Origin of the sequence: Rossellomorea oryzaecorticis, assembly GCF_045897515.1 — a bacterium.
In the GTDB taxonomy this organism is placed as follows: Bacteria; Bacillota; Bacilli; order Bacillales; family Bacillaceae_B; genus Rossellomorea; species Rossellomorea enclensis.
The window spans coordinates 1-19,719 of record NZ_JBJOSA010000012.1; the positions used below are offsets into that span (position 1 = coordinate 1).

Annotated in this window: 21 protein-coding genes; 18 read left to right on the forward strand and 3 right to left on the reverse strand. The window is 44.0% G+C overall.

Annotated features, from left to right (window positions below; translation table 11 throughout):
• Positions 1–705 precede the first annotated feature (705 nt).
• The 6 genes from ACKA06_RS13990 to phoU all read left to right on the forward strand — a co-directional run bounded on the left by ACKA06_RS13990 (position 706) and on the right by phoU (position 5,817).
• The gene (locus tag ACKA06_RS13990) at positions 706–1,608 is read left to right on the forward strand and encodes a phosphate ABC transporter substrate-binding protein (protein ID WP_032087640.1); all 903 of its coding nucleotides are present in this window, start codon (positions 706–708) and stop codon (positions 1,606–1,608) included.
• Between the two features lie 92 nt (positions 1,609–1,700).
• Positions 1,701–2,606 (forward strand): phosphate ABC transporter permease subunit PstC, encoded by a 906-nt coding sequence (gene pstC, locus ACKA06_RS13995; RefSeq protein ID WP_411159964.1) that lies wholly within the window; start codon positions 1,701–1,703, stop codon positions 2,604–2,606.
• Positions 2,606–3,493: a phosphate ABC transporter permease PstA gene (gene pstA, locus ACKA06_RS14000; RefSeq protein ID WP_032087642.1), complete on the forward strand. Its 888-nt coding sequence runs from the start codon at positions 2,606–2,608 to the stop codon at positions 3,491–3,493. The genes pstC and pstA overlap by 1 nt, the downstream gene beginning before the upstream one ends.
• A gap of 18 nt (positions 3,494–3,511) precedes the next feature.
• Positions 3,512–4,321 carry a phosphate ABC transporter ATP-binding protein PstB gene (gene pstB, locus ACKA06_RS14005; RefSeq protein ID WP_032087669.1) on the forward strand — a complete coding sequence of 270 codons (810 nt, stop codon included), beginning with the start codon at positions 3,512–3,514 and terminating at the stop codon, positions 4,319–4,321.
• Positions 4,322–4,346: 25 nt separating this feature from the next.
• Positions 4,347–5,120: a phosphate ABC transporter ATP-binding protein PstB gene (gene pstB / locus ACKA06_RS14010; protein ID WP_032087643.1), complete on the forward strand. Its 774-nt coding sequence runs from the start codon at positions 4,347–4,349 to the stop codon at positions 5,118–5,120.
• A gap of 37 nt (positions 5,121–5,157) precedes the next feature.
• On the forward strand, positions 5,158–5,817 hold the full coding sequence (gene phoU, locus ACKA06_RS14015) for a phosphate signaling complex protein PhoU (RefSeq protein WP_032087644.1): 660 nt from the start codon (positions 5,158–5,160) through the stop codon (positions 5,815–5,817).
• A gap of 99 nt (positions 5,818–5,916) precedes the next feature.
• On the opposite strand, the gene ACKA06_RS14020 is transcribed toward phoU, so the two are convergent.
• Together ACKA06_RS14020 and ACKA06_RS14025 are read right to left on the reverse strand one after the other, a co-directional pair.
• A complete protein-coding gene (locus ACKA06_RS14020; RefSeq protein WP_032087645.1) occupies positions 5,917–6,366 on the reverse strand; it encodes a hypothetical protein in 450 nt (149 codons plus the stop codon).
• Positions 6,367–6,378: 12 nt separating this feature from the next.
• Positions 6,379–6,726: a helix-turn-helix domain-containing protein gene (locus ACKA06_RS14025; protein WP_032087646.1), complete on the reverse strand. Its 348-nt coding sequence runs from the start codon at positions 6,724–6,726 to the stop codon at positions 6,379–6,381.
• A 361-nt stretch (positions 6,727–7,087) separates the two neighbouring features.
• On the opposite strand from ACKA06_RS14025, the gene ACKA06_RS14030 reads away from it, so the two are divergent.
• The 9 genes from ACKA06_RS14030 (at position 7,088) to ACKA06_RS14070 (ending at position 15,244) form a co-directional block, all read left to right on the forward strand.
• On the forward strand, positions 7,088–7,795 hold the full coding sequence (locus ACKA06_RS14030; protein ID WP_032087647.1) for a DUF4912 domain-containing protein: 708 nt from the start codon (positions 7,088–7,090) through the stop codon (positions 7,793–7,795).
• The gene (locus ACKA06_RS14035; protein WP_411159926.1) at positions 7,792–10,095 is read left to right on the forward strand and encodes a glycosyltransferase; all 2,304 of its coding nucleotides are present in this window, start codon (positions 7,792–7,794) and stop codon (positions 10,093–10,095) included. The genes ACKA06_RS14030 and ACKA06_RS14035 overlap by 4 nt, the downstream gene beginning before the upstream one ends.
• Positions 10,095–11,105 carry a nucleotidyltransferase family protein gene (locus ACKA06_RS14040; RefSeq protein WP_411159927.1) on the forward strand — a complete coding sequence of 337 codons (1,011 nt, stop codon included), beginning with the start codon at positions 10,095–10,097 and terminating at the stop codon, positions 11,103–11,105. Before ACKA06_RS14035 ends, ACKA06_RS14040 begins: the two co-directional genes overlap by 1 nt.
• Before the next feature lie 6 nt (positions 11,106–11,111).
• Positions 11,112–11,690 (forward strand): hypothetical protein, encoded by a 579-nt coding sequence (locus ACKA06_RS14045; RefSeq protein WP_411159928.1) that lies wholly within the window; start codon positions 11,112–11,114, stop codon positions 11,688–11,690.
• 57 nt (positions 11,691–11,747) lie between these two features.
• Positions 11,748–11,897 carry a 50S ribosomal protein L33 gene (gene rpmG, locus ACKA06_RS14050; protein WP_064091498.1) on the forward strand — a complete coding sequence of 50 codons (150 nt, stop codon included), beginning with the start codon at positions 11,748–11,750 and terminating at the stop codon, positions 11,895–11,897.
• 92 nt (positions 11,898–11,989) lie between these two features.
• Entirely contained in the window at positions 11,990–12,553 is a 564-nt protein-coding gene (locus tag ACKA06_RS14055) for a 5-formyltetrahydrofolate cyclo-ligase (RefSeq protein WP_411159929.1), read from the forward strand.
• Positions 12,546–13,340: a DUF92 domain-containing protein gene (locus ACKA06_RS14060; protein ID WP_411159930.1), complete on the forward strand. Its 795-nt coding sequence runs from the start codon at positions 12,546–12,548 to the stop codon at positions 13,338–13,340. Before ACKA06_RS14055 ends, ACKA06_RS14060 begins: the two co-directional genes overlap by 8 nt.
• A gap of 42 nt (positions 13,341–13,382) precedes the next feature.
• Positions 13,383–13,559, forward strand: a complete 177-nt coding sequence (locus tag ACKA06_RS14065) for a hypothetical protein (protein ID WP_169792801.1) — start codon at positions 13,383–13,385, stop codon at positions 13,557–13,559.
• A 161-nt stretch (positions 13,560–13,720) separates the two neighbouring features.
• On the forward strand, positions 13,721–15,244 hold the full coding sequence (locus ACKA06_RS14070; RefSeq protein ID WP_336511344.1) for a rhomboid family intramembrane serine protease: 1,524 nt from the start codon (positions 13,721–13,723) through the stop codon (positions 15,242–15,244).
• Here the strand turns inward: ACKA06_RS14070 and ACKA06_RS14075 are convergent.
• Positions 15,241–16,125 (reverse strand): hypothetical protein, encoded by an 885-nt coding sequence (locus ACKA06_RS14075; RefSeq protein ID WP_058297787.1) that lies wholly within the window; start codon positions 16,123–16,125, stop codon positions 15,241–15,243. The genes ACKA06_RS14070 and ACKA06_RS14075 overlap by 4 nt on opposite strands.
• A 148-nt stretch (positions 16,126–16,273) precedes the next feature.
• On the opposite strand from ACKA06_RS14075, the gene ACKA06_RS14080 reads away from it, so the two are divergent.
• The 3 genes from ACKA06_RS14080 to ACKA06_RS14090 all read left to right on the forward strand — a co-directional run bounded on the left by ACKA06_RS14080 (position 16,274) and on the right by ACKA06_RS14090 (position 19,714).
• Complete coding sequence (locus ACKA06_RS14080; protein ID WP_411159965.1) at positions 16,274–17,725, forward strand: spore germination protein; 1,452 nt, start codon at positions 16,274–16,276, stop codon at positions 17,723–17,725.
• Positions 17,726–18,528: 803 nt separating this feature from the next.
• Entirely contained in the window at positions 18,529–18,735 is a 207-nt protein-coding gene (locus ACKA06_RS14085; RefSeq protein WP_032087922.1) for a YqgQ family protein, read from the forward strand.
• A gap of 10 nt (positions 18,736–18,745) precedes the next feature.
• Entirely contained in the window at positions 18,746–19,714 is a 969-nt protein-coding gene (locus ACKA06_RS14090) for an ROK family glucokinase (protein ID WP_411159931.1), read from the forward strand.
• The last annotated feature ends 5 nt before the right edge of the window (positions 19,715–19,719 follow it).

A 19,719-nucleotide genomic window follows, 5' to 3' on the forward strand; every position in this document is an offset into this window, starting at 1 on the left:
GAGGTTTATTTCCTATGCCCAAATAATAGTGAACAATCCTTCAACTTATGATTTAGTACTTGACTAATCGTAGGAAAGAGGCTGGGACAAAAGTGTTTTAGTCTGAGTAAAACCCGAGATAATTTGCACACACTGAGGCAAATTATTTCGGGTTTTTATTATGTCCAAAAAACATTCAGGTTTTAGCCTTTTCTAGCGGTTGATTGGAATGCAAGACGAAGACTCCTATCCGAAAAGCGGAAGGGCTTTGAAGAGAGGCGTGTGGCATAAGGCGAATCGGCCTGGAAGGCGTTCTTTGCCTTCTTGGCCGGTTTGACTTATGACATGTGCCTCTAAGCCCTGCAGCTAGACAGTTAACCCACTTGTCAAAGGAGGCTCACCAACCGCCCGCGGAAAGCGTAGTCTTGCACGGAAATCATTAGCGGTGTAAAGGCCCTAAACTGATATTGTTCGTCTTTATATAAAATTTTTTTAGTTTTGTCCCATCCTGCAGGAAAAAAGTAACGAATTCCACTGAATAAAATGGAAGAATAATCAGCATAATACAGGTTACAAAGGTTCCAAAATCGTCAAAGCACCCGCGCGGATAAAGAAATTTGTCGAATTTACAAAACCTTTACAAACCGTCAATACACAATTAACACTCGTCTATTAATCTAGTACTCGTAGGACAAAACAACCAATATTCTTAGGGGGAATTAAAGAATGAAGAACTTCAAGAAATACGGACTGCTTCTAATCGTAGGAATGCTTGTTGCTTTCGCAGCTGCCTGCGGGAATGGAAATGCAAGTAACAACGAAGAAGGTGGAGGCGGAGAAGGTGCCTCAGGTTCAATCGTAGTTTCAGGTTCTTCTGCGATGCAGCCATTGGTTGCGGCGGCAGCTGAAGAATTCATGGCGGAAAATCCGGAAGCAGACATCCAGGTTAACGCTGGCGGATCTGGTACAGGGTTATCCCAAGTTTCTGAAGGATCAGTTCAAATTGGTAACTCTGACGTGTTCGCTGAAGAAAAGGAAGGAATTCCTGCGGATGAGTTAGTTGACCATAAAGTAGCGGTTGTAGGTATGACTGCTGCAGTTAATCCTAATGTTGGTGTAAAAGACATTTCAAAAGAAGATCTTAAAAAAGTATTCACTGGTGAAATCAAGAACTGGAAAGAGCTTGGTGGTAAAGACCAAAAAATCACTCTTGTAAACCGTCCTGACTCTTCTGGTACTCGCGCAACTTTCGTTAAATTCGGTCTTGATGGAGAAACTCCAGCTGAAGGAATCACTGAAGATTCTTCAAACACTGTTAAGAAAATCATCAGCGAAACAGATGGGGCAATCGGTTATCTTGCTTTCTCTTACTTCACAGATGACAGTGTAACTCCACTATCAGTAGATGGTGTTGAAGCAACAGATGAAAATGTTCAAAAAGGTGAATTCCCGATCTGGGCGTATCAGCACTCTTATACAAAGGGTGAACCAGACGGACTTGCAAAAGAATTCCTTGATTACATGATGAGTGAAGATGTTCAAACTGGATTATTGAAAGACCAAGGCTATATCGCAGCTACGAAAATGGAAGTAGAGCGTGACGCTGAAGGGAATCAAAAGAAGAAGTAATCGACAGTTCAATAAATCAATAGGGTAAATGCGCTCACCGCATTTGCCCTATTATATCGTATTAGGGGTGTTTGACGATTATGGAAAAACATATGCCTGCCTCAAAGAGGCTAGTGAAAAATAATAGATCTTGGATGAACGGGGAAGTTAAAGGGAAGTTCTTAGTAACGTTATCTGCAGTCATCATGATTGTTGCTACAATATCTATCACGATTTTCCTTAGCACGAAAGGATTGCAATCATTCATAAAAAATGGTGTAAGCCTCATTGAGTTCTTAACCAGCCCGGATTGGAGCCCCACAGGAGAAAACCCTGTGTATGGAGCACTGCCGTTCATCTTCGGATCCTTTGCCGTTACGATTCTTTCTGCATTGATTGCCGCCCCGCTTGGTATCGGCGGCGCAATCTTCATGACTGAAATCGCACCTTCATGGGGAAGGAAAATCATGCAGCCGATCGTCGAGCTGCTTGTAGGGATTCCGTCAGTTGTTTATGGATTTATAGGGCTTACAGTATTGGTCCCTTTTATACGCGAAAATTTTGCGGGTATGGGATTTTCACTGTTGGCAGGAACAATCGTTCTTTCTGTCATGATTCTGCCGACTGTTACGACCATTGCAACGGATGCAATGAGTTCACTGCCGAAAAGTTTAAGGGACGGGTCTTATGCTTTGGGTGCAACACGCTGGCAGACAATTAGAAAAGTATTGATACCAGCAGCACTGCCTACTTTGCTTACAGCGGTTGTGCTTGGTATGGCAAGGGCATTCGGCGAAGCACTGGCAGTTCAGATGGTCATCGGGAATACGAGGGACCTTCCTGGCAGTATATTGGATGCCTCTGCAACATTAACGACAATCATCACACTGAATATGGGACATACAACGTATGGAAGTGTTGAAAATAACACACTGTGGTCAATGGGCCTAATCTTATTAGTTATGTCATTCATATTTATTCTGATTATCCGTTATCTCTCTGCTAGGAGGAAAATCTAATGAATAGTAAAACAGCCGATAAAGTGGCGACCGGTATATTTATCGGGATCGCCGCCATCATCATTTCGATATTGGTAGCATTATTTTCATATATTTTGGTAAAAGGGGTTCCGTATATCACCTGGGATTTCCTTACCACCCCTTCAAGTGCCGTTCGTGCGGGAAGCGGGATCAGGGATCAGTTATTCAACTCATTCTACATCCTGGTGATTACGATGATCATTACCGTCCCTCTTGGTGTCGGCGGCGGTATTTATATGGCTGAGTATGCAAAGCCGGGTAAAGTGACGGATACCATCCGTTCTTGTATAGAAGTACTTGCATCCCTTCCATCGATTGTCATTGGGATGTTCGGTTTATTAGTATTTGTTAACATCACTGGCTGGGGGTATACAATCATCGGAGGAGCACTTGCTTTGACAGTGTTCAACCTGCCCGTCATGGTACGTGTCAGCGAAGACGCAATCAGAAGTGTACCGAGGGAGCTGAAAGAAGCAAGTCTCGCTCTCGGCATCACCAATTGGCATACGGTTAAAACCGTCTTGATCCCGGGTGCATTCCCATCCATTCTTACTGGAGCCATCCTGGCATCGGGAAGGGTTTTTGGAGAAGCGGCGGCATTATTATTCACAGCCGGCTTATCTACACCGAGACTGAATTACATGGATTGGAATCCATTTTCACCGACTTCACCGCTCAATCTTTTCAGACCTGCTGAAACACTGGCGGTACACATTTGGTCAGTAAACACCCAGGGGTTAATCCCGGATGTTGATGAGAAAGCTGCAGGCGCATCTGCGGTCCTTATCATCTCTGTACTGATTTTTAATCTTGGTGCCAGATTCCTTGGAAGCTATATTCACAAGAAAATCACAGCAACAAAATAATAGAAGGTGTGATAAATGATGTCTGTACAATTAACGGAAAAACCAATTAGACCGGCCGATAAAAAATCATCCAGGGAAATCATCTTGGATGTGCAGGACCTCAACTTTTATTACGGCGATAATCATGCTGTAAAGAATATTAATATGAAAATAGAGAAGAACGCGGTAACGGCATTGATCGGTCCGTCAGGATGCGGGAAATCCACATTCCTAAGGACAGTCAATCGAATGAACGACCTCGTCCCGATTGCTCGTGCTGAAGGGAAAATCATGTATGAGGATGTCAACCTCCTCGGGAAAAACATTGACGTCGTGGCACTGAGAAAAGAGATCGGTATGGTTTTCCAAAAGCCGAATCCATTCAATAAATCAATTTATGAGAACATCACTCATGCCCTTAAGTTTTCCGGTATCAAAAAGAAGAGTACTCTTATGGACACTGTAGAAGAAAGTTTAAGGAAGGCTGCCTTATGGGATGAAGTAAAGGATCGTCTTCATACATCAGCCCTTTCTCTATCAGGCGGACAGCAGCAGCGTCTTTGTATTGCCAGGACGATTGCGATGAAACCAACCGTCATGCTGCTTGATGAGCCGGCATCTGCACTTGATCCGATTTCAAATGCAAAAATAGAGGAATTGATCACTGAATTGAAGAAAGACTATACAATCGTCATTGTTACACACAATATGGGGCAGGCTTCCCGGGTTTCCGACAAAACAGCTTTCTTCTATAACGGTGATCTGGTTGAATTTGACGAGACGGAGAAGATATTCACAAACCCATCAGAGAAACGTACGGAAGACTATATCTCAGGGCGTTTCAGTTGATCGAAGAGGATGGAGGGGTACTAAAATGACAACAGCTGTAGAAAAGAAAACGATATTCAATGTAGATGACCTGAATTTATGGTATGGAAATAACTATGCGCTAAAAAATATTACATTTCCAATCCTTGAGAAGGAAGTGACCGCCATCATCGGTCCTTCTGGCTGCGGGAAATCAACGTTTGTCAAAACGTTGAATCTGATGAATCGTTCCGTGCCCGGGATTAAAATGTCAGGTGAAATCAATTATAAAGGCAAAAACATTCTTTCGGACCGCATCGACCTGGTTGAGCTGAGGAAAAATGTCGGAATGGTCTTCCAGAAGGGGAATCCCTTCCCTCAGAGCATTTTTGACAATGTCACTTTCGGGCCAAAGATCCACGGTACCAAAAAGAAGGCTGAACTGGATGAAATCGTAGAAACCAGCTTAAAGAATGTTGCACTGTGGGATGAAGTAAAAGACCGTTTGGATGCTCCAGCGCTTGGACTTTCCGGCGGTCAGCAGCAGCGCTTGTGCATTGCCCGAGCAATGGCCACCAAGCCGGATGTCCTTTTGATGGATGAACCTACGTCCGCGCTTGACCCTATCTCTACGGTGAAAATCGAAGAGTTGATCGCAGAGCTGAAAAAACAATATACAATCGTCATCGTCACCCATAATATGCAGCAGGCTGCAAGGGTGTCGGATAAAACGGCATTTTTCCTTCTCGGGGACTTAATTGAATTGGACGAAACTGATAAAATCTTCTCAAATCCAGCTGACAAACGTACAGAAGACTACATCAGCGGCAGATTTGGCTGATTTTAGCTCATAAAAGACGATAAAGGGGAATGAATTCATGGTGAACAGAACGCATTTTGATAACAAATTGAAGGAACTGAAAGAAAAATTATTCGACATGGCTGATTTGGCAAAAGTATCTCTTAGGGAATCGATTGAGACACTTAAAACTCAAGACACAGAAAAAGCCAGGGAAATCATTAGCAAAGACCGTCTAATTAACAAATTTGATAACGAAATCAACAATATGGCTATCGTACTGATTGCGAAAGAGTCACCAGTAGCAACTGATTTGCGTAAAATCATCTCCGCTTTAAGAATTTGTTCCGAGATTGAACGGATCGGTGATATGGCCACCAATATCAGTAAAGCCACTCTGCACATCGGCGATCAAAAACTGATTAAACCGATTGAAGAAATCCCAAGGATGCTGTCGATTGCAGAAGAAATGCTTGAAGACGCCCTGAAAGCATTTTATGAAGAAGATGCTGCTGCTGCAAGAAAGATAGCCGACCGTGATGATGAAGTCGATGAGCTTTACGGAAAGCTAGTCCAGGAACTGATGACATACATCCCTCAATATCCGGACGAGATCAGCCAGATCACTCAGCTTGCGTTTACGTGCAGATATATTGAGCGCGTTGCCGACCATGTTACGAACATTTGTGAGAACGTCATTTACCTCGTGACCGGAGAGCGCTTCGATCTAAACGATTAATCAAGATCAGTGCCTTCCTGGGAGTACCTGTTAATCAAATAAGCGGGCTGACATAAATTTTGTCAGCCCGCTTATTTTCGTCCATACAGGTTTCAGCTATTACTTTATGATTGTATTTGCAATTTCTTCTACCGTCATCTCAGAGTTAACAAGAAAATCACCGATTTGTATTTTATCAGCATACTCATTATCCACGATAAACTGTACGAAATCCTCATCTTCACTGATAATGTTAGCATCTTTCAATTTCTCTTCAATATCACCTGGGGTCATTCCAGGTTTGATTGTCAAGGTCAATTGATATTTGTCTGTCTGGCGGGCATCTTCTTCCTTGCCTTTTTCAGACTTATATCGTTCAAGTTGTTCTTTCAAGACGGAGATTTCTTTTTCTTTTTCCTGTACTTCTGACTCATTTACGACGATACTGCCTTCTGGGATAGAAGTTGAATCCTGCAAAGGAGCCTCATGAAAATAAAGATTATAAAGAAATATGATTACGGCTGTGAACAATATGCCCGCTGAAAAGGCTCTGGTTGTCTGTTTATTCATATGGGCTCCTTTCTAAAGCGCGGAAATGATGTGGGCGACTTCCGACTTTGTAAGTGCTGATTGTTTTGCAATCTGGTCCAGCGGGGTCCCCTGCTGATGGAGGGCGATGACTTGATTCCTTACCACTTCATGAATCGGTTTCTTAAGGGAGGGATTACCTTTCCGAAACACTTCTCCGTCCATCATAAGTTCTTCCTCCAGCACTTTCAGCCGTTTTTTCAATTGATAATTTTCCTGCAGAACAGTCATCGATAACTCTTCCACTTCTTTCTCGATTGCCGCATACCTGTCTTTTTGAAAAAAAGATAGAAAGAATAATAGAATGGAAAATCCCAATAATCCAATAAGTAATGTTTCCAAAAAAATCACCTCTTGCTAATTTATTCTTCCTTATTTATAGCATAGTGGCAAAGCGTTCTCTAGTGAAGGAAAGAATAATTTGTAAAAAATCTAGTTTATTTGTCAGGCGGCTCTTGATTCAACAGTGAAAATTATGTCGTAACCTAAATGAAATCGCTTTATATACACAATTTAAGAAAAGTTGGAGAAATTATATAGGGTTTTTGCTTTATCCTTACGTTGTTTTCATCCCATTTAACAAGATACGACAAAATGCGTTTATTGTAGGTTTTTGAATGGGGTGTTACGATTGATTTAAGGATAATTGTCATAATATTTAGATGAATTCATATACTATTTGTTTATGCTGGGAGGGTCTTAAATGCTGGATGAAATAATAGAAATGAGAGAAAAGGGCATCTCGTTCAGGAAAATTGCCAAAGAGCTGGGTACGACCGTAGGAAAGGTTCAATACCAATGGGTAAAATACCAAAAGGTCCTTGAATCAGGCAGCGTTCAAATCGAACCAGCGGAAACCATAACAGAAAAAAAGAACCAGGATATCCGGATCGGGAAAGTAAAGAGAAAGGCTTCTTTAAAATCCGGCCGACAAAGCCGCAAACCCATTATGGAAGACTTCACGATTACATACTCAACCGGGGCCAGGATCTATTGTTACTGGACGATTTCGAAGGACTGGCTGGATCACTTGAAAGATCGTTTCAATCTGGACGGTGAATTGCCTTTCATTCTCAGGTTATATGATATCACCTCCATCATCTTTAATGGGCATAATCATCACTCCTATCGTGATTCTTACGTCCCTTCAACCGAATCGGATTGGTTCATAAATGGCCTTAAAGATAATAGAAGCTATTGCATGGATTTAGGGGTGCGGATCCCTTCGGGTGAATTCATTGCAATAAAGCGTTCGAATGTCATTCATACGCCGCGGACTGCTCAGGATGCCGAATATCATAGTTTAAGAGAACTAAAAGAATTCGAGCAGGGAAGAGTGAAAGAACCCAAATGGGTGGAGCATGTAAGCACATACTCATATTATGTGATGGAGCAGGAGGATAAAGCATGAGCAATAGGCAGAACGTGATGATCTTACCCCGTTTCAATGAACCTGCAATTGAAATGGAAGATAAGAAAGAGTATATAGTAAAATGTTCGACCCTGTTTAAGGAACATTTGAACCTGATCCAAGCGCTTAAAGAAAATGACGGTGAACCCATTCCGGTGATCTTGAATCCATTGGCGCTATGCCTCTTTTCGAAAGAGGAATTCATTGAGGCCGCCGACGAATACCTTCAAGGGATGCTGATGGGGGACAAGGAAGAAAAAGAAAAGTGGGTCAGGATTTACTCTCAATGGTTAAATTGGGAGAAGAAATTATCGGAAGCGTATAAAACTCTTATGAACGACGGAAAAGCCATCATCATACCGACCGCTCTGAATTCGATCCCTTTGACCCATTACCGGACCACAATCGGGGTTGAGGTACAGGTGAAGATCAGCATCGGGATTTTCAAGGAATATCTTGGACACGAACCGGAGTTTTTCTGGCTTCCACAAGCAGCCTACCTGCCGGGAATCGATCTTTATCTTCTCAAGGAAGGAATAAAAGCTTCGTTCATTTCCTCCTTTTCTTGCAAGTTCAGCGAGAAAGAGAATGAAGAAGCAGATATTCTTCACAGTCCAAGAGGATTGAAATTGATACCGGTATCTTCTAAAATTCTTCAATCGAATGCCAGGGGATCAATAGAACCGATTGCCCTGGATGATGACGGGCAGAAATTGCTGGGAGTTGCAGCTTTACCTGTAAAAGATTGGCTTACTGCACCGTCAACACTTGCACGGATCGGATTCGGTTATATGGGGATGGAGGAACAATTGCCGATAATGAAGGATGCAGAGATGAAAAATCTGCGCAAAATACATGGAATGGAAGAAAAGCTTGAGAAATTGAGTGTTGTTAAGGATATAAATGCTGCCGGCTTCAAACAGTTAACGAGAGAATTCATCGCAGCGATCCAAGGGATGTCTGAGAGTTTCTTGGACGATTCTGCCTTTAACAGGACGGCATCTATCATGATGGGGGGAGATATGGAGGATCACTTTTTTCACCACCGCAAAAAAGTGAATCCACTTCCGTCAGATGAATTATTAGAGATCCCGGGGTCAAAAAAATCGGCTCAGATTGCGGATAAGCAGGATGCGGTCTTAATTCTCAGCTGGGAGTATCCACCGAATATCATTGGGGGGCTTTCGCGGCATGTTTACGATTTAGCGAATAACCTGGTCAAGAAGGGGAAGCAGGTACACGTCCTTACTGCCCGCTCAAAGGATGCTGTTGCTTATGAAACATTGGAAGGTGTGACGATTCACCGTGTACACCCTCTGCACCCCTATGAAGAGAATTTCTTTAAATGGGTGTTCGACCTGAACCAATCTTTTGTGCAATATGCACATGAGCTGATCTCTCAGGAAAAGATTACACACATTCACGCGCATGACTGGATCGTTTCAACTTCTGCCATCAAGCTGAAGGAATTTTATTCCCTCCCGCTGATCACGACCATTCACGCAACCGAACACGGCAGAAATCAGGGAATCTACACAGAACTTCAGCAGAAGATTCACCGAGAAGAGCAGTTGCTGGTCGCTGCTTCCGACCATCTGATCGTGTGCAGCGAGCATATGAAGGAAGAAGTCCGTTCATTGTTTACTTTTGATGCACCGATCGAAGTGATACCAAACGGAGTTGAATTGGAAAGACTCGGGCAAATGACCACTGATCAATCAATAGAGGAGAGCAGGCCGTATTTCTTTTCCATCGGGAGGATGGTGCATGAGAAAGGCTTTGAAACGCTTATCAGGGCCGCTTCCCTGCTAAAACGGGACGGTCACATGGTTTCGTTCATCATTGCCGGTAAAGGACCGATGCTTGATCATTACCGCCAGCTTGTGAAAAATGAAAATCTTTATGATATGGTTTTCTTCCCTGGGTTCATTTCAGATGAGAAGAGAAACGGTTATTTGAAAAACTGTCTGGCAGTCATCTTCCCAAGTCTTTACGAACCGTTCGGCATTGTTGCCCTTGAGGCGATGGCTTTCAGGAAAGCAGTTGTTGCATCAGAGACCGGTGGACTGAAAAGCATCGTAAAGCACGAAAAGACGGGCTTGCTATTCCAGCCGGATAATGACTCGGATTTATATGAAGTTCTTCTTTCATTGCTCCATGATCCTTTAAAATCTGAACGTTTGGGGGAATTTGGTTTGAAAATGGCCGAATCCATGTTCAGCTGGGAACGGATTGCTGATCAGACCTTGCATGTATATGAAGATGTCCTCCTTCAGACAAAAGTAGAAGGGCTTCGGTGATGAAAGCCGTCATCTTAGCAGGAGGAGAAGGAAAGCGACTGAGACCGTATACGATTTCAGTCGCCAAGCCAATGGTGCCGATCCTTAATAAACCGATACTCGAGTACAGCATCAACCTGCTTCGTTCCTACGGGGTCAGGGATATCTTCATTACCACCTGTTACAAAAGCAGTACCATTAAAGAATACTTCGGAAACGGAAGCCGGTTCAACGTGAATATCACGTATTTGGAAGAAAGAAAGCCGCTCGGAACCGCCGGGGGGGTCTTTTTGGCAAAGCACCTACTCGAGGAGCCTTTTCTCGTATTGAGCGGGGATGCTTTCACGAACATCCCGATCGACCAGGTAGTCCGTTTCCACCAGAGTAAGAAAGCTGCCATGACGCTTGTGTCCAAAGATGTACCGGACCCTAGGGAATATGGTATCTGCTACACCGACCAAAGCAGGAAGCTCCTCGGGTTTAAAGAAAAACCTTCTTCATGGGAGGGCAACGAGGTAAACACCGGTGTGTATATCATCGAGCCTTTCCTTCTGCGGAAGTATTCACGGAAAGGGGCATTGGACTTCAGTCATGATCTTATTCCGGCTCTGCTCCGCAACAATGAAGAAGTATATGTTTTCAAAACGAACGCTTACTGGAGGGATATCGGAAACCCGGAGGAATACAAGAAAGCACGTGAGGATCTCATGAGGGGGCAGTTTACAACAGATGCGGAAACCGCTGCCGGAAAAACCGAGACGGCCGTCCTTGATCCTTTCATTACCAGGGTTCAGGTAGCCTGTCCTAAAGTGAAAAAGCCAATCGTAGTCGCCAAACTGCTGGAAACCGAGTCCGTTCCCTTCATGGATGAACAGGAATTCAAGATTGAACACCGTGACGGTGGATGGACCAGGATTGTGAGTGATCCAGACAGGGGTTTTATCATTTATTCAAAAGCGGACAGAAAAAATCTGGCAAGGGAGCTTGCCAGGTACTATGGGAAAAAAATAAAAACATGGCAAAAGGTGTAGAGGCTGATGAATAATAAACCTAATAAAAAGTTTCATATTCAAGGGATCGCCTGGAAGGAAGCCGGATCATATATACCTCTCGAGAAAATGATGGACGGATTCGACGGTATAACAGTCAACCTGTCGGAAGCTGATGAAAATTGGGGAGAATCATTATCGTTCGAATTGGTAAATGTCACGAAGGAAATAAAGAAACTGAAAATCTTCTTTCTGGTGGAATGGCTTTCCTGTTGTGAAGAGACCATAGGAGTACTTTCCCTCTCGAAAAATGCATTCTACAACTACAGTAAAAGAGATATGGCGATGTCCAACGTGGTAACAAGTGCAGACAGTATAAAGAAATCCGTGTTCCCTTTGAATCTGAAAGGATTGCAAATGTGGAAGAAGTCTTTAAAGTCCGGAAGTCTTCATTACTATCCGATCACGAACGGTCTTCATATGATGGCCTACATGCTGGAATATACATTCAAACCTTTTGAAGTTAAACAAGGCAGGCTGTTTGCCGTTGAAGGTGCTGTAAAAGGAAATGGATTAATTTTAACGGACAGAATGAAAAACGGACTAGCATTTCAGCAGGAAAAGTGATATTATAGAAAAGTCGTATGAATAGATGAAGATAGTGAAGTTTGGAGGGAAATAATAATGCGTGTAAACATTACATTAGCTTGCACAGAAACTGGTGAGCGTAACTATATTACTACAAAAAACAAGCGTAATAATCCAGATCGTCTTGAGCTAAAAAAATATTGCCCGAAATTAAAGCGTGTGACTCTTCACCGCGAAACGAAATAAGCAGCCGGATTCTATCCGCTGCTTTTTTTTATACTTCTTTTTAGCAGCCAGGTGATCTGCTGATATAATAGTCTGTGAAAAGGAGGGACAATATGGACAAAAAAGAAATGAGAATAAGTCAGCTTGAGGTGTTAAAAGCGATTTCTCCGTTGGAATATGAACAAAAATGTTATTCAATCGAACAGCGCCTCTTTCGGTCCGAATTCTGGAAGAGCAGTGAAGTCATAGCGGTAACTGTCTCAAAGCCCCCTGAAGTAAATACGTGGAACATCATTAAAAGGGGCTGGGAAGAAGGGAAGACGATATGTGTCCCGAAATGCAAGCCGGCAGGAAAAGAACTGATCTTTCATGAACTGAAATCGTTTCAGGAGCTTGAGAAAGTCTATTATGAGCTGTACGAACCCATCCCTTCCATTACTCCACCCATACATAGGGACAGCATCCAGTCAGTGATCGTCCCGGGTATCGCCTATACACAAAAAGGGTACCGGCTCGGATTCGGCGGGGGGTATTATGACCGCTTTCTTTCAGGGTATAAGGGGAAGACCTTATCATTGGCATTCAGTGATCAGCTGGTAAAAAGTCTGCCTGTGGAACCGTTCGATATTCCGGTAGCTGAAATCTTAACGGAAAGTGAACGTATACAGTGTGACTGAAATTATTATTGTCTATATGACTATACTGTTGGTTGCCATAGGGGGATGGAAAACGGACAATCTGAGTCCTTCCGGAGCCGTAGCCGCTTTTCTTATGGGTTTGATCATCACCCAGTTTTATCATTGGAGGGGCCTGTTGTTGATCGGGGCATTCTTTCTGAGTTCCAGCATATGGTCAAAGCTGTTTTCCTCTTCAAAAAAAGAAATAGAAGGACGGCTCGCGAAGACCTCCGTCCGAGATTGGCAGCAAGTTGCTGCGAATGGCGGGCCTTCGGTTCTTTTCATCTTATTGTTCCATTTTACCGGCAATGACTGGTGGCTCAACTCATTTGCAGCCGCTGTTGCTGCAGCAAACTCTGATACATGGGCTTCCGAAATCGGTCCATTGAGTAAAAAAGCACCGCTCTCAATCCGGTCTTTCAGGAGAGTGGAAAAAGGGACTTCCGGGGCTGTATCCCTGATCGGCACAATTGCATCATTCGCAGGGGCTGTCTTTATCTCTCTCTTGTTCGTTGTTTTCATGGAGTCATTTGACTGGACGATGTTTATCATGATTACAGCTGCAGGTTTTCTTGGAAATGTATTCGATACGGTGGCAGGCGCATACTGGCAGGCTGAATTTAGATGTACTGTATGTAATTCCTCCACTGAATCACCCGTTCATTGTGGTACTGCCACTGTAAAAAATAAAGGGTCTACGTGGCTGAACAATGAAGCTGTGAACTTTTTGTCCAGCCTTTTTGCAGGGGTGATCCTTTTTTTGATGCTTGTGATAATAATTGGATAAACTTCCGTATTATAATCCAAACTATTCTCAGGAGGGATCAAGATGAACGGATGGATCAAATGGCTCGTAATCGGCAGCTTCATTCTCTTTTTGCTGCCTAACCGCTATCGTATACTCAACCTGCTCCTGGGGAATTTTCTTATCCGCCGCTTTGCTGTTCAAGGAGCAATGAGCATACCCGCAATTCGCTCGAAATTCATTCAAAGTACATTCAGGTAGAAAAACCGCTCGAAAGGGACTTTCCTTCTCGAGCGGTTTTTTATGCGGTAACTAGACTCTGACCCTTATAACTTTACATTCTAAAAAAGGTAAGGGTATAGTAGCAGTAAATCAAGGAAGCCTTAGGGGTTCCTGTAAAAAAACAGAAAGTAGTGGATGTAGTGAATTTACGATATCATTACCTCTTTTGGAAGATGGCGCTTTACTTAATCGAACAAAAGCATTACCGGATCCTGAATCTGTCACAGGAGCAGGATGAAATCTGGTTCGAATCCACGGTCTTAAAAGATCCTGATGTCATTAGGCTGCGCCTGAAAGATCTCGATTGGGGTTCATGGCTGGAACGGGATATTGAACAAACTGTCCGGAATGCAGATATGATAAGAAAAAAGCTCCGAAAACGAAATATGAAAATGAAAAATATATACATAACCACCTATCCGCCTGTTGATGGTGCAGAAGGAATGATCACTGATGATTCTCATGTAGGGAAGGCTGCCGTAGAATCCATTCTGATCGACGAATCAACCGGAAAAGAAACGCTTAAACAAGACACATTATTCAGTGATGGTGACTGGGAGCTTCCTCCCGAGGTGCTTGAAGCGAACGTCGAATGGATGAGAAGAAGTGCGGTGAACGCGTCAGCAAAGCAGGCGAAGAGAGATAGGGAGTTGTTTGAAAAGGGAAAACCGTTCTTCACTTATCTCTTCATCGCGGTGCAGCTCATCATGTTTGCGATACTTGAGATGAATGGTGGAAGCCAGGACCCTCAAACGCTGATCAAATATGGGGCAAAATATAATCCGCTGATCATTGAAGGAGAATGGTGGAGACTCATCACGCCGATATTCTTACATATCGGGCTGCTGCATCTGCTCATGAATACCCTTGCTCTCTACTATCTGGGCATTGCTGTAGAAAGGATATATGGACGTATCCGTTTTGTCTTCATCTACATGCTGTCAGGGATCGCAGGCTCATTTGCAAGCTACCTTTTCACTTCTAACCTTTCGGCGGGAGCGAGCGGAGCCATCTTTGGATGTTTTGGTGCCCTTCTTTATTTCGGGGTGCTGTATCCGAAAATCTTTTTCCGCACGATGGGCTTCAATATCATAGCGGTCATCATTTTAAATCTGGCTTTCGGATTCACGGTCCCAGGCATAGATAACGCCGGTCATCTCGGCGGTTTGGCAGGAGGTTTCCTTGCTGCCGGGATTGTCAGTGTCCCGGGTAATCGCAGGATTTTCAGGCAGTTTCTCATCTTGTCGGCTACCGTAATTCTTATCGGAGTATTTTATGCCGGCGACCGGCAGTCAGCTCCTTCTGAATGGGATATTAATACAGTGAACGGCGTGGCCCAGGAAAAAATTGCAGATGAAGAATGGTCGGAAGCTGAAGAATTGTTGAATGAAGTCATTGAAACGGGCACGCCGAATGCAGAGACTTACTTCTATCTTTCATATGCTGAAATAAAACTTGGGAAAACAGACACCGCCAAGGATCATTTGAGGAGTGCCATCGAGAAAAGGGATGATTTCCACGAGGCGCATTATAATCTAGCTCTGATCCTGATTGACAGCGGTGACCGTGAAGAGGCACTCAAACAAGCCAGAAAAGCTTACAGCCTCAATAAAAATGAGAAAAAATATAAAAAATTGGTTGATGAGTTAGAGGGGGCTTCCTAGGATGGCGTTACCCTCTGCCTCAATAAGGAAGGATTTCCGTCTTTGTCTACCAGAACAACAAGAACTTCTTTTTTATCTTTCTTGATCAGAATTAGGGGGATGGTACTGTCGATTGAATCGATGATTGTACCGTCTTCCTTTTTTATTCCTAAATAATAGTTTTTATACAGTCCTTCCCAAAGGTTTCCGATGAGCCTATCCCATTCTGCCTTCTCAAACCCTTCCAAGGGGTCTTCCTCAAACCTTGGTAATTCAGTGAGCGGTACAGCTGTGTATTCTTCGAGAGGGATACCGTACGTTTCGACTGCTTTTTCCCATAAGTAGTCCAGCTGCTGAGATGTCACCCTGTCGAGGATGGTCTTCCATTCTTTTTCTGCGTCTGTTACAGGCTGTCTGAAAGAGTTGAGCGGGCTGAAATTAGAATCGATGACATAAAGCGTATCCTCAGTCATCTTTTGTGCACTGGTATAAGTCGCGTCTTCATCTTCATGAATTTCAGAGTAATGAAAAGCTACTGCCTCCAAGAGGCTGCTTTCTTTCCATTCTATGGTTTTTTCCTGGACGATCCCATCGGTATCCTGCTCCCATTCATTCATCTTCCCCTTCAGTCTCCCGTTGATAAATAAGAAACCCACATCCTGGCGCAGATAAGCCGGTGTATCCAGCTTGGAGGAAATCTTCCATTTCACTTCATATACATTATCTTTTTTTTCAGGAACAAGCGTGAGAAGGGTCGAAGCCGATTCATAGGCAACATTTTCATTGATCGGGAAAAAAATGATGCTTTCCTCTGTCCGCGGCTGATATATAAACTCGATGCCGACCGCCAGTATGACCATAAGGATCAAGAAGGGAAGGGCGTTCCGTAAGATTTGTTTCATATCGTTCACCTCAGTGGTTTGTCCGTTGTTAATTCCTATGTCATAAGAGGTTTTAATATGTTCCAAGGTATGATTTATGTGCAGGTTGTCTAGTATGGTAAAGATGGTAAAACATGTTAACTTATGAGGGGTGAAGGCTGAAATGACGATGGAGAAAAAGCCTGTCTCTGCGAAAATAGAGGAGAATACAAGCTTTCTGAAAGAAGTTCTGGCTGTTGATAAGAGTTTTGATGTCATAAAGCTGGATTTAGAATATGCGGAACGTAAAATGGCGATGTTTATGGTGGACGGGTTCGTAAAAGATGATATCATGCATTACTTAATGAAGCTGCTGGCAGGACTGAATCCGGAACAGCTGGAAGAAAACACGCTGGAGAAATTATTAAAAACTTATATCCCGTATATCGAGATTGAACAAGTGGACGACCTGAATAAAGTCGTGGATCTGGTGCTGGCAGGACCGACGGCTCTCGTCGTGGACGGCATCGATAAAGTCATCATCATCGATGCGAGAACCTATCCGGTCAGAGGACCGCAGGAACCGGATATCGAAAGAGTTGTAAGGGGTTCAAGGGACGGATATGTGGAGACAATCGTATTCAATACCGCCCTTACCAGAAGGAGGGTGCGCGACCCATCCCTCCGCATGGAATATATGCAGGTGGGCAGAAGGTCGAAAACGGATATTGTCGTGTCCTATCTGGAGGACATCGCCGACCCCCACTTAGTTAAAAAAATAAAGAATTCCATTTCTAAAATTGACACAGATGGACTGCCGATGGGAGAAAAAACGCTGGAAGAGTACATATCGGGAAGGCACTGGAACCCATATCCGATGGTGAGGTATACGGAGAGGCCGGATACTGCCGCAGCCCATTTATACGAAGGGCATGTCATCATCATGGTGGACGGGTCACCGAGTGTATTGATCACTCCTACGACCTTTTGGCATCATTTGCAGCATGCAGAAGAATACCGTAACAAGCCATCGGTTGGGGCTTATCTGCGTTTTGTAAGATTTATAGCAGTGTGGAGTTCCATCTTCCTGCTTCCTCTCTACTATTTATTTGCCGTGCAGCCAGACCTCCTGCCGGAACAATTCAGCTATGTCGGACCGAATGAAACGGGAGAAGTTCCCTTATTCCTTCAGTTCCTGCTGATCGAGATAGGGATCGATATATTGAGGATGGCCGCAATCCACACACCTTCATCGCTCGCCACAGCACTGGGCCTTGTAGCTGCGTTGATGATCGGTCAGGTTGCCGTTGAAGTCGGCCTGTTTGTAAACGAAGTGATCCTGTACCTTGCAATCGCTGCAATCGGGACATTTTCCACCCCGAGTTATGAACTCAGCCTGGCAAACCGGCTCGTGCGGATCTTTCTGCTCGCTGCCACTGCACTATTCGGCGTTTACGGTTTCGTCATCGGTGTCATGGCCTGGATCATTGCACTATCAAGAATGAAATCATTCGACATCCCTTATATGTGGCCGTTCATCCCATTCAATTTCCGGGCTTTCAGAGACGTATTCCTGCGCTCGCCGATGCCCCTCAAAAACAGAAGGCCGCGCTTCCTGCATCCAAAAGACCCGGACCGCTAGGAATAAATAGTTTGAAGACTACCTTTGGTGTTAAACCTAGAAGGTAGTCTTTTTTGAACTTTGCTAAAGATTGAAGGTCTGTTCCAGAGGGCATCAGTAGTGAATTGGAGTGCAAGACGAAGACTCCTGGGGGAAGAGTAGCTGATAAGAAAAGCGGAAGGGCTTTGCTCAGAAGCGAGTGCTATAAGACGAATTCTACGAAGGCTTTCATTCGTTTCTGGTCGGTATGGCTTATGACATATGCCTCTAAGCTCTCCAGCTAGACAAGTGAGACCCGTAAACTTGCCGTATTATCATGAACGTAACTAGTTCCTTACCCGTAACATCGTAGGTTAATTTGGTAAAAATGTTTTTGGTAAACCAAATACCAAATCAGAGGTGCATTACGGTAGGACTGGTTATTATGAAGGATACCATAAAATAGTAGGTTTAGACGTATAGTGAATCTGACCTTTATACTGAATGATAAAATGTGAAACCCTACGAATATAGGTGATAATCCATTTCAGGATAAAAGTGTGTAGACTTATCCATATTCAAAAACGATTCCAGCGGTTGATTGGAGTGCAAAACGTAGACTCCTGCGGGAAAAGCGAGTTAGGTGAGACCCCGCAGGAGCAGCGCGACGAGGAGGCTCACCAACCGCCCGCGGAAAGCGAAGTTTTGCACGGAAATCAATAGCGGAGATGAGTGGAATCAAAAAAAAGTCAACTGCGTTGATAAACCACTTTTATGAAGAAAGAATTGAGAACACCCGGCATTTGTCATATACTTTAGTGGGAAGAAAGAAAGCAGGTGTAAGAATGAGAACGATCTATGACATTCAGCAGTTTTTGAAAAGCTATGGAACCATCATTTATACCGGACACCGTCTTTCAGACCTGCAGCTCATTGAAGACGAACTGAAGGAGCTTTACAAATCCCAGCTGATTGAAATGAGGGAGTTTCAGACAGCTCTCTTGATATTAAGGCAGGAAATTGCAATGGAAAAAGAAAAACAAGAAAAATAAGGGTGATTAGATGACAGAACAATGGCTGGTCGGAGTCGACTTGGGCGGCACGACGACAAAAATAGCATTTCTAAGTAAATACGGAGAGCTGCTACATAAATGGGAAATCCCTACGGATAAATCCGAAAACGGAAAAAACATCATCGTCAACATAGCAAAAGCGATCGACCGGAAACTCGAGGAACTCGGACAGAGCAAGGCAAAGCTGGTCGGGATCGGCATGGGTGCACCAGGGCCGGTGGATATGGCAAAAGGCATTATATATGAAGCAGTCAATCTCGGATGGGATACAAATACCCCGCTGAAAGATCTGCTTGAAGTGGAAACCGGCCTTCCGGCTGTCATTGACAACGATGCAAACTGTGCTGCACTCGGTGAAATGTGGAAAGGTGCAGGGGACGGTGCAAAGGATCTTGTCTGTGTCACACTCGGTACAGGTGTAGGCGGAGGCGTCATCACCAACGGAGACATCGTACATGGGGTAAAAGGCGCCGGCGGAGAAATTGGACATATAACAGTCGTTCCCGAAGGTGGTTTTCAGTGCAATTGCGGGAAGACAGGGTGCCTTGAAACGGTTGCTTCCGCCACTGGAGTTGTGCGCCTCGCAAATGAAAAGCTGAATTCGACTTCCGATCACTCAACATTGAGGGATATCCGAAATGAAAAAGGGAAGGTCAGTGCCAAAGATGTATTTGATGCGGCAAGGAGCAATGATGAATTGGCTGTAAGCGTTGTCGGACAACTTGCTTTCTATCTTGGTCTCGCATTGGCGAATTTAGGGAATGTTTTGAATCCAGAAAAAATCGTGATCGGAGGAGGGGTGTCACAAGCAGGGGATATATTATTGAAACCAGTACTAAGCTGCTTTGAACAATTCTCTTTTCCGACTGTCAGGACATCGACCGGCCTGAGCATCGCGACATTGGGTAATGACGCAGGTGTGATAGGTGCGGCATGGCTGGTGAAAAATAAGATCTGATTTTC

Coding starts and splice junctions, on each gene's coding strand:
- ACKA06_RS13990 (WP_032087640.1), top strand. CDS start 706: ATGAAGAACTTCAAGAAATACGGACTGCTTCTAATCGTAGGAATGCTT.
- pstC (WP_411159964.1), top strand. CDS start 1,701: ATGCCTGCCTCAAAGAGGCTAGTGAAAAATAATAGATCTTGGATGAAC.
- pstA (WP_032087642.1), top strand. CDS start 2,606: ATGAATAGTAAAACAGCCGATAAAGTGGCGACCGGTATATTTATCGGG.
- pstB (WP_032087669.1), top strand. CDS start 3,512: ATGTCTGTACAATTAACGGAAAAACCAATTAGACCGGCCGATAAAAAA.
- pstB (WP_032087643.1), top strand. CDS start 4,347: ATGACAACAGCTGTAGAAAAGAAAACGATATTCAATGTAGATGACCTG.
- phoU (WP_032087644.1), top strand. CDS start 5,158: ATGGTGAACAGAACGCATTTTGATAACAAATTGAAGGAACTGAAAGAA.
- ACKA06_RS14020 (WP_032087645.1), bottom strand. CDS start 6,366: ATGAATAAACAGACAACCAGAGCCTTTTCAGCGGGCATATTGTTCACA.
- ACKA06_RS14030 (WP_032087647.1), top strand. CDS start 7,088: ATGCTGGATGAAATAATAGAAATGAGAGAAAAGGGCATCTCGTTCAGG.
- ACKA06_RS14035 (WP_411159926.1), top strand. CDS start 7,792: ATGAGCAATAGGCAGAACGTGATGATCTTACCCCGTTTCAATGAACCT.
- ACKA06_RS14040 (WP_411159927.1), top strand. CDS start 10,095: ATGAAAGCCGTCATCTTAGCAGGAGGAGAAGGAAAGCGACTGAGACCG.
- ACKA06_RS14045 (WP_411159928.1), top strand. CDS start 11,112: ATGAATAATAAACCTAATAAAAAGTTTCATATTCAAGGGATCGCCTGG.
- rpmG (WP_064091498.1), top strand. CDS start 11,748: ATGCGTGTAAACATTACATTAGCTTGCACAGAAACTGGTGAGCGTAAC.
- ACKA06_RS14055 (WP_411159929.1), top strand. CDS start 11,990: ATGGACAAAAAAGAAATGAGAATAAGTCAGCTTGAGGTGTTAAAAGCG.
- ACKA06_RS14065 (WP_169792801.1), top strand. CDS start 13,383: ATGAACGGATGGATCAAATGGCTCGTAATCGGCAGCTTCATTCTCTTT.
- ACKA06_RS14075 (WP_058297787.1), bottom strand. CDS start 16,125: ATGAAACAAATCTTACGGAACGCCCTTCCCTTCTTGATCCTTATGGTC.
- ACKA06_RS14080 (WP_411159965.1), top strand. CDS start 16,274: ATGGAGAAAAAGCCTGTCTCTGCGAAAATAGAGGAGAATACAAGCTTT.
- ACKA06_RS14085 (WP_032087922.1), top strand. CDS start 18,529: ATGAGAACGATCTATGACATTCAGCAGTTTTTGAAAAGCTATGGAACC.
- ACKA06_RS14090 (WP_411159931.1), top strand. CDS start 18,746: ATGACAGAACAATGGCTGGTCGGAGTCGACTTGGGCGGCACGACGACA.